Source organism: Thiobacillus sp., from assembly GCF_018780105.1.
Taxonomy (GTDB): Bacteria; Pseudomonadota; Gammaproteobacteria; order Burkholderiales; family Thiobacillaceae; genus Thiobacillus.
On sequence record NZ_JADMKC010000026.1, the window covers coordinates 21221 to 30078 of the forward strand.

The 8858-nt window shown below is 64.3% G+C and carries 8 protein-coding genes; 2 read left to right on the plus strand and 6 right to left on the minus strand.

Annotation, left to right across the window (positions count from 1 at the left end; genetic code table 11):
- The first annotated feature begins 8 nt into the window (after window positions 1-8).
- Entirely contained in the window at window positions 9-674 is a 666-nt protein-coding gene (locus tag IV098_RS12955) for a pseudouridine synthase (RefSeq protein WP_296889721.1), read from the plus strand.
- Here the strand turns inward: IV098_RS12955 and IV098_RS12960 are convergent.
- Together IV098_RS12960 and IV098_RS12965 are read right to left on the minus strand one after the other, a co-directional pair.
- Window positions 652-1920 (minus strand): O-antigen ligase family protein, encoded by a 1269-nt coding sequence (locus tag IV098_RS12960; protein ID WP_296889723.1) that lies wholly within the window; start codon window positions 1918-1920, stop codon window positions 652-654. The genes IV098_RS12955 and IV098_RS12960 overlap by 23 nt on opposite strands.
- Window positions 1921-2061: 141 nt before the next feature.
- A complete protein-coding gene (locus IV098_RS12965) occupies window positions 2062-3120 on the minus strand; it encodes a glycosyltransferase (protein ID WP_296889725.1) in 1059 nt (352 codons plus the stop codon).
- A gap of 282 nt (window positions 3121-3402) precedes the next feature.
- Between IV098_RS12965 and IV098_RS12970 the strand changes: the two genes are divergently transcribed.
- Window positions 3403-4122, plus strand: coding sequence for a hypothetical protein (locus tag IV098_RS12970; RefSeq protein WP_296889727.1), 720 nt, complete (start codon window positions 3403-3405; stop codon window positions 4120-4122).
- Window positions 4123-4164: 42 nt separating this feature from the next.
- Here the strand turns inward: IV098_RS12970 and IV098_RS12975 are convergent, their stop codons facing one another.
- From IV098_RS12975 to fghA, 4 genes are all read right to left on the minus strand, one after another.
- Window positions 4165-5817 (minus strand): thiamine pyrophosphate-binding protein, encoded by a 1653-nt coding sequence (locus IV098_RS12975; RefSeq protein WP_296889729.1) that lies wholly within the window; start codon window positions 5815-5817, stop codon window positions 4165-4167.
- A gap of 155 nt (window positions 5818-5972) precedes the next feature.
- Window positions 5973-6620 (minus strand): glutathione S-transferase, encoded by a 648-nt coding sequence (locus IV098_RS12980; RefSeq protein ID WP_296889731.1) that lies wholly within the window; start codon window positions 6618-6620, stop codon window positions 5973-5975.
- A gap of 219 nt (window positions 6621-6839) precedes the next feature.
- The gene (locus IV098_RS12985; protein WP_296889733.1) at window positions 6840-7934 is read right to left on the minus strand and encodes an alkene reductase; all 1095 of its coding nucleotides are present in this window, start codon (window positions 7932-7934) and stop codon (window positions 6840-6842) included.
- A gap of 25 nt (window positions 7935-7959) precedes the next feature.
- Complete coding sequence (fghA, locus tag IV098_RS12990; RefSeq protein ID WP_296889735.1) at window positions 7960-8799, minus strand: S-formylglutathione hydrolase; 840 nt, start codon at window positions 8797-8799, stop codon at window positions 7960-7962.
- Window positions 8800-8858: the final 59 nt, after the last annotated feature.

Below are 8858 nucleotides of genomic sequence, written 5' to 3' on the forward strand. Positions count from 1 at the left end.
CGGTGCTGATGCTGATTTCTGCCATTGAGCCGCGTCAGGCCATCGAACCGCTTTACGTCGATGACACCCTGTTGATATTCGACAAACCCGGCGGCCTGCTGGCAGTGCCGGGCCGCGGCGCCGACAAGCAGGATTGCCTGAGCGCGCGGGTGCAGGTGCGTTACTCCGACGCCCTGATCGTGCATCGCCTGGACATGGCCACTTCGGGACTGATGGTGATGGCGCGCGGCGCGGCGGCCCAGCGTGCATTGAGCCAGGCGTTTGCTGCGCGCGCGGTGAGCAAGCGTTACATCGCCGTGGCCGCTGGCCGGCTGGAGGCGTCGCCCGGAGAGTGGGGGGTGATCGACCTGCCCATCATCGTCGACTGGCCGAACCGGCCCCTGCGCATCGTCGATCATCAACACGGCAAGCCGAGTCTCACACGCTGGCGTGTGCTGGGATATGAAGCAGACGGCTCTGCGACGCGCGTCGAACTCGAACCCGTCACCGGCCGTTCGCATCAGTTGCGGTTACACCTGCGCGCACTGGGGCATCCGATACTCGGTGACGCCTTGTACGCGCCGCCGGAGGTGCAGGCGAGGGCGGGCCGTTTGTTGTTGCACGCGGCAGCGCTGGAATTTGCGCATCCGCTGACGGGTGAAGCGATGCGCTTTACGTCCGCGGTGCCGTTCTGAAGGCGTCGGGCGTTTTTTGCAGCGGCAGCAGCGCCGCGCACAACATGGCAAGCAGCAGCCAGATCATGACGGACCACTGCGCGGTGTAAAAAGATGGATGGGTGTTGAGCGGGAATATCCAGGCCATGACCGCCATGGCAAACGGCAGCGCCAGCAGTCTGCGTTCCGCGTCTGCCGCGCGCCAGTATCTGACCAGAAGCGCGTAGAACAGGCCCAGTCCGAGCAGGCCGATCAGGCCGGTTTCCGAGGTGACTTCCACGACCATCTGATGGGCATAGAAAGCGCCGGTCAGCCGGCCCGATTTTTCGTCGGTGGATACAAAAATATCGCCCGGTTGGGCAAACTCGGGATAGGCATAGCGGAACGCCCGAACGCCCACGCCGTTGACGGGGTGCGCCTCGATCATGGCGAAAGCGTCTTTCCACAGCGTCCAGCGGAGCGAAAGCGCCTGGTCGATTTTGGCCTCGTCGCCGGAAAACAGCAGCAGGGTCTGGTCCAGCCGCTGTTTCGCAGCCGGGTTTTCGAATGCGGCAAATGTGCCGACGATGCCGACCACGGCGGCGACCGCGCCCATTTTCCACAGCGGCACGCCGCGTCGCCGGGTTTCCGAAAACAGCAACCACGCACAGACCAGGCCGAAGCTGACCCAACCGCCCCGGCTGCCGGCAAGGACGACAACCGCACCGGCCATGGCGGTCGCCAGCAGCATCAACACCGGTTTGCTGCGCAGTGCGAGCATGATGAAGGGCGCAAGAACGGGCATGGCGTTGCCCAGCTTGGGTTGGCCCTCGCCGAATACGCCGTTGAGGCGGGTGGGCGATAGCGCAAAACCGAGGAAATCATGTCCGGCCGCGGCCTGGAACAGCGCATCCACCACCCAAAACGCGGCCAGTCCGGCCATGAGTTTGAACAGCAGCGCCACCTGGTTCGGCTTGCTCAATGCCCAGATCACGAACAGCCCGGCGAGATAGAGCCGGATGAACGACAGGCTGGTGCCCCCGGACTTCTTCAGGTCGTAGCTGTCCGGGAAGGAAATCAGGATGGGAATCCAGATGCAGGCAAACAGCAGGGTGAAAAACCGGATGCCCGGTTCCTGAAAAAATGCTCGGCCGGCGCGGTAGGCCAGCACGCCGCCGCCTATCGTCATGAACAGTAGCGGCAACTCGACCGACCGGCCAAACGGAAACAGCAGGAAGCAGGAAAAAACCAGCCAGGTGTAGTGCTGCGCTTGAAGGGATCGTGTCATAGGCAGGGGGGCCGTGCCGGATCGGTGGCCGGGCAGTCGCTCATTCGGGTTGCAGCAAGGATTCGGGTGCCCGGCAGCTGCGCCAGGCCGCAGCATTATGCCGGATTAAATCCGCCAGCATACGGGGCCCGCCATGCCGGATCAGGCCGTCAGACCGGCAAGCGCAGCCTGCAATTGCTGACGCACCACCGATTCGGAGAAATAGTGCTGGCTGCTCATGGCTGCCGCGTCGCCGAGCAGGGGCAGTTCGCCCGGGTTCGTCGCCAGAGCAGACACGCGATCGGCCAGGGACTGGGCATTCCCCGCTGGAATCCAGACCAGCCCGCTATGTCCGGCCGCGCTCAGAACTGCAGGGTAGGCATCGGCCGAACGCGTGATTACCGGCCGGCCGCAGGCCAGCGATTGGAATACCTTGTTGGGGATGACCCGGCCCGCCTTGGGCGTGGCGCCAAATACGCCCAGCAGGATATCGGCTTGATGAATGCGCGCCGGCAGGGTTTCGTAGGGCAGCCAGTTTTCGAAGCGCACGTTCGCCAGCCCGCGCGCCTGCGTTTCGCACTCGGCGCGCAGGGGGCCTTGTCCCAGCAGCACCCAATTGACCGGCGGTCCCCGATAAAGACGGGCCGCCTCGACGACGACCTGGGGGCCCTGCAGCGGGATGAAGCTGCCGTAGAACAACAGCTCCAGCGGATCGCCCGGTTCCCGGGCGGGTTGCGGCTGCGGTTTGAACAGCGCTTCTTCGGCGCCGACATAGACCACTGCGAGCTGCTGTCTGGGGACGCCCAGCACGTCGGCGAAATAATTGGCGTGAGCAGGGGTGTCGGCGATCACGCGGCTGGCGCGTTGAAACAGGTTACGCTCCCAGCCCAGCAAATGCTTTGCACGCGCGCTGTCGGCGCTGAGTTTTGCCCGTTCGTCCACCTGCTTGTCGTACGCGGAGATGAGCGGATCGAAAACCAGGGGAACGCGATGACGCTGCGCCCAGCGAGCTGCAGCCGCCAGATCGCGCTGCCTGAAACACGGCACCCAGACCAGATCGGGCCTGGGCAGGCGGGACAGTCTCGCTTCCCAGTCGGCCACGCCGGCAAACCGGGGATGGAAGTCCCGGACCTGCCAGCCCAGGCTCGCGAACAGCTTGCGCAGGATGCGGTTGCGTGAATAGGCGGGATCGAAACGTCCCCACCAGAGAACACTCGGCACATGTACCTTTCTTGTCGGCGAATCATTCAATGTCGGTCAGCACACCTTCGCCGGGGCGATGACTTCGGGCAAACAGGCTTCGAGGTTCTGTCGATGCCGCAAACGCGATAGAGTGCTGCGGTGAATGCGGGGTTAGTCGCAGGCTTCCCGCCCCGCGTTTTTCCGGGCGGACACTTTAACCCGGATAATCCATCAGGATGCGTCGCGCAGGCTTGAAGCGCCGCCTGATGGATTATCCGGGTTTAATTTATTTTCAAAAAAATGATGAAACAGATTGTTTGCATGAAGTGGGGCACCCTGTACCCGGCCGGGTATGTGAACAAGTTGTATGGCATGGTCCGCAGAAACATCCAGGGGCCGTTGCGCTTCGTCTGTTTGACCGACGATCCGTCGGGCGTGCGCAGCGAAGTGGAATGTCTGCCTTGTCCGACGGTTGCGCTGCAGCCGCCCTACAACAATACCGGGTGGCGCAAGATTGCGCTGTGGGCCCGCGAGCTGCCGGGCATGGATGGCGACTGGCTGTTCCTCGACCTCGACGTCATCGTCACCGGCAGCCTGGATGATTTTTTCAGCTTCGCACCGGAGAAATCGTTCGTGGTCATGCAGAACTGGACCCAGCCGGGACGGGGCATCGGCAACACCTCGGTCTTCCGCTTCCGGGTCGGCCAGCATCCCTATATTTATGACCGGCTCGTTCCGGAGTTCAAAACGATCCTCGCCCAGCACAAGATCGAGCAGATCTACATTTCGCGCACGATTTCCGAAATGGCGTTCTGGCCCGACGCATGGTGCGTCCTGTTCAAGACGCATTGCGTCCCGCCCATGCCGCTGCGCTGGTGGAAGACGCCCACCCGGCCCGCAACCGCCCGCGTGATCGCCTTCCCGGGCGACCCCAATCCGCACGACGCCGTACGCGGAATCTGGCCGGTCAAGAAACCCTACAAGAAGTTTTACAAGTTCATTCGGCCTGCAACCTGGATCGCTGATTACTGGCGTGAGTGAACGGGTGGCGTCCAGCACCCTGCACGCATCGGGTTGTCCAGGCTAGCGCGCCGACAGGTAGCGCGGGAAGGCGTGTTTGTCGAGCAGGATTTCGATGAGGTTGATGCTGCCGACGAGGTCGGCGCGGGCGAACAGCGTGTCGAGGTCGGCCTCGGTTTCGACCCGATAGTGCTTCACGCCGAACGACTGGGCGAGCAGGCCAAAGTCGGGGTTCACGAAGTCGCAGTCGATGTAGCGTTCGCCGTACAGCTGGAACTGGTTCTTGCGGATCAGGCTCAGGGTGCCGTTGTTGATGACGACGATGTTGAGCGGGATGGCGTAATTGACGGCGGTCATGATTTCCATGCAGCACATCTGGAAGCCGCCGTCGCCGAGGATGGCGAATGTGGGGCTGTCCTTGGCGAAACAGCGTGCGCCGATCGCGGCCGGGATGGCATGGCCGAGCGAGGAAATACCGGAGTTGGGAAAGTAATGATTGCGGTCCGAGACGTCGTACCCGCTCTGTGCGAACACGATGTTGTCGTCGAACACCAGTGCGTTGTGCGGGAAGCGTTGTGCCAGTTGGCGGTAGAAATCCTGCATCAGGCGAAACGCCTGGTTCGCGCTGTCTGAGCCGGCAGGCGCTGCCGCGCTGGCCTTGTGGTCGTCGAGCTGCCCGCGCGATTTGGGTGGCGTGCCGTCGGCCTGGAGCGTGGCGTAGACCTCTTCCATCACCGTGCGGATGTCGCCGCAAATCGCCACGTCGGGCTGGAACACGCGACCGAGTTGCGCGGCGTCGCAATCCACCTGGGCGATTTTCTTGCCGGCCAGCAATTGGGTGTCCCACAGATAGCTGGTGCGTTCGTTGAAGCTCGCGCCGAGAAACAGCAGCAGGTCGGCATGCTCGACCATATAGCGGTACGCCTCGCCGTTGGAGGTGACGCCGAGACAGCCCAGCGACAAGGCAGTGCCTTCGGTCACCACACCCTTGGCCTTGAGACTGGTGGCCACCGGGATGTTGAAGCGGTCGGACAAGGCCGCAACGATGTCGCGCGCGCCGGCCTGGATGCAGCCGTGACCGGCAATGATCACCGGCGACTGCGCCGCCCGCAGCAGCGCGGCAAGCCCGGCTGTCGGCGTACTGGGCGGGGCTGACACGCGACGCGGAAAATGCACGGCGTCGAGCACGCTGGCGTCGACCGTTTCCTTCTGCACGTTGTACGGGATCGACAGCAGCACCGGCCCGGGCTCGCGTCCCAGCAAGGCTTGCGTCGCCTGGTTCAGCACCTGGCCGAGATAGTCGGTGCGTTCGATCAGCTTGTGATAGCGCGTGATGCTGGCGAACAGCGCGCCCTGGTCGATGGCGCCGCCTTCCCCCGAGCTTTCCTGCAGGCCGCCTTTGCCGAAAATGTAAGTCGACGTCTCGCCGGTGATCGCCAGCACCGGCAAGCGCTCGGCGTAGGCGTTGGCGATGCCGGTGATCAGGTTGGTTGCGCCAGGGCCGGCGGTGGTGATGCAAGCGGAAGGCTGGTGCGACACCCGCGCATAGCCGCCGGCCATGAAAGCTGCGCCCTGTTCGTGCTTGACCAGCACGCTGGCGATGCCGGAATCATGCAGGCAGTCGTAGATGGGCAGGACGTGTGCGCCCGGCATGCCGAAGATCGTGTCGATCCCCAGGCGTTGCAGATAGCGGACGATTAATTCGCTGACGGTCATGTGCATTCGATGTGGACTTGGGTCTCGCTCCAGGCCGGCGGCTCTTGTGGCGCGCTCGGAAGCATGGGATTGGAGCACAAGACCGGGCGCGGGGGAACCTTGTCGCAGCGATCAATGCGTCCGGCCCGCGTGTCCGGGGTTGCATGCGCCGGGTCTCATAGCAGCGTTAGCGGGTCGCCGGGCTGCCAGGGCGCGTGCTTGGGCATGACCGAGACAAACAGCGGAGCGCGCGTCAAACCATCGAGCCAGTGGCGCAGGGTAGGGAAGGGCGCGGCAGCGAACCCGTCCGCATCGACCCCGGCAAACTGCCGGATGAAGGGCAAGATCGCCATGTCGGCCAGGCTGGGCGACTCACCCAGCAAGTAACGCGTCACGCACAGGCGCCGCTCCAGCGGCGCAATAAACAGCTCAAACGCCTCGTCGCGGCAGCGCGCAGCGACCTGTGTCTGGTCGGCGTATTTGTAGCCGTCGAGCAGGCGTTTGAACGCGCCGTCGTTGAGGGCGATCAGCGCCAGCTCGTCTGCGCATCCGGTGCGCCAGCGCGCATGATCGGGCTGCGTCGGCTCAAACCGGTCCAGCGCCCAGTGCATGATGTCGAGGCTTTCTTCCAGCACGCTGCCGTCGACCAGCTGCAAAACCGGCACCGTGGCTTTGGGTGAAATTTCGAGCAGGGCTGCGGGTTTGTATTTGAGCGCAACCTCGCGCAGCGCGATGGCAAGGCCGGCATGCTTCAGTGCCAGCCGGGCGCGGATGGCATAGGGACAGCGGCGAAAGCTGTAGAGCACCGGCAGCGAGGGGTTCATTGCCTGCGGGACATGCGTTGCTGGCTGCACAGACGCGCCAGCCGATACTTCCGGCCTTTCACCCCGGCTCAGGCGAACGCGTGCTCGACCATGACCTGGTTCGCCACCGCGCCCAGGCGATGGCCGGGGTCGCATTGCTTGATTGCGCGGCGCTGTTCAATGGCGTCAAAGGTTTGCATGAAGTGTCCGTGGTGTCAGGGCTCGCGGGGCAGACGGACGTCAAGCTGGCGCCAGGCTGGGATAGTCGGTGTAGCCGTGCGCATCGCCGCCGTAGAACGTGGCCGGGTCGGGCGTGTTGAGCGGCGCGTTCGCCAGCAGCCGTGCCGGCAGGTCGGGGTTGGCGATGAAAAGCTTGCCGAACGCCACCAGGTCGGCATGGCCATCGGCGATGGCTGTGCGCGCCTTGGCACCATCGTAGCCGTCGCAGACCAGCAGCACGCCCTCGAACAGGGGGCGGAACTCGCGGCTCGGCACGCAGATTGCGCCGTGATCCTGGTCGGCCTGGTTCGGTTCGATCAGGTGCAGATAGGCCAGCCGGTGGCGGTTGAGGCTGCTGATGATTTCGCTGAAGTGGCTGCGCGGATCGGAATCGCTCATGTCGTTGAAGGTGGTCGAAGGCGACAAGCGCAGGCCAACCTGGTTCGATGGCCATACCGTACACACCGCGTCGAGCACCTCGTGCAACAGGCGCGCGCGGTTGGCGACGCTGCCGCCGTAGGCGTCGGTGCGCAGGTTGGTGCCATCGCGCAGGAATTCATCGATCAGATAGCCGTTGGCGCCATGCACCTCGATGCCGTCGAAGCCCGCTTTGAGGGCGTTTTCGGCGGCATGTCGGTAGTCGGCGACGATGCCGGGAATCTCCTGCGTTTCCAACGCGCGCGGGGTGACGTAGCGCTGCATGCCCTGGTAGGTGACGGCTTCGCCCTTGGGCTGGATCGCGCTCGGCGCAACCGGCAGCGCGCCCTCGGGTTGCAGGCTGGGGTGCGAGATACGGCCGACGTGCCACAGCTGCAGGAAGATACGGCCGCCTGCCGCATGCACGGCGTCGGTGACGGCACGCCAGCCGGCGACCTGTTCATCACTGTGGATGCCGGGGGTCAGCGGATAACCGACGCCCTGCGGCGAAATCTGTGTTGCCTCGGTGAGAATCAATCCGGCGCTGGCGCGCTGCACGTAGTACGCAATGTTCAGCGGTCCCGGCACGTTGCCGGCACTGGCGCGGTTGCGCGTAAGCGGCGCCATGACGATGCGGCTGGGCAGCGGAAGCGGTCCCAGCTGGAAGGGTTCAAACAGATCGGGATGGGACTGGGCCATAGGGTTGCCTCGAAGCAAAAGGGATTCAGCGCTTGGACAGGGCGCTGGCATGAAACGCCAGATGCTCGCCGATGAAGGTCGCAATGAAGTGATAGCTGTGGTCGTAGCCGTCCTGCATCCGCAACTTGAGCGGAATGTCGCGCGCGGCGCAGGCCGCTTGCAGGTTGTGCGGGAACAGTTGTTCGGCGAGAAACTCGTCGCCGGTGCCGTGGTCGATCAGCGCCGGCGGCAGGGGCGCGCCGGCCTGGATCAGGCGGGTGGCGTCCCAGGCCGCCCAGCTTGTTTGGTCGTCGCCGAGATACGCGCTGAAACAGCCTTGCCCCCACGGACTGATCGCCGGGTTGCAGATGGGGGCGAAGGCCGAGACCGAAGCGTACAGGCCCGGGTTTTTCAGCGCGCAGATCAGTGCGCCGTGGCCGCCCATCGAATGGCCGCTGATGGCGCGCCGGCCGGGGATCGCGGGAAAGTGCGCTTCGACCAGCGCGGGCAGTTCGCGGGTGACGTAGTCGTACATCTGATAGTGCGTCGCCCACGGCGCTTGCGTGGCGTTGACGTAGAAGCCGGCGCCCTTGCCGAGGTCGTAGCGCTCGGGCACATCGGGTACGTCGTCGCCGCGCGGACTGGTGTCGGGCATCACCAGAATCAGCCCGAGTTCGGCCGCGTAGCGCTGTGCCCCGGCTTTGGTCCGCACATTGTCGTCGGTGCAGGTGAGGCCGGACAGCCAGTACACCACCGGACAACCCTGCGTGGCGGCCTGCGGCGGCAGGTAGACCGAGAACGTCATCGTGCAATGGCAGCTGGCTGATTCGTGCTGCCAGCGTTCGAGCCAGCCGCCGAATTCCTTGATCTTTTCGACTTGTTTCATCGCAGCCTCAGAAAATGATGACCGAGCGGATGCTCTTGCCTTCGTGCATCAGGTCGAAG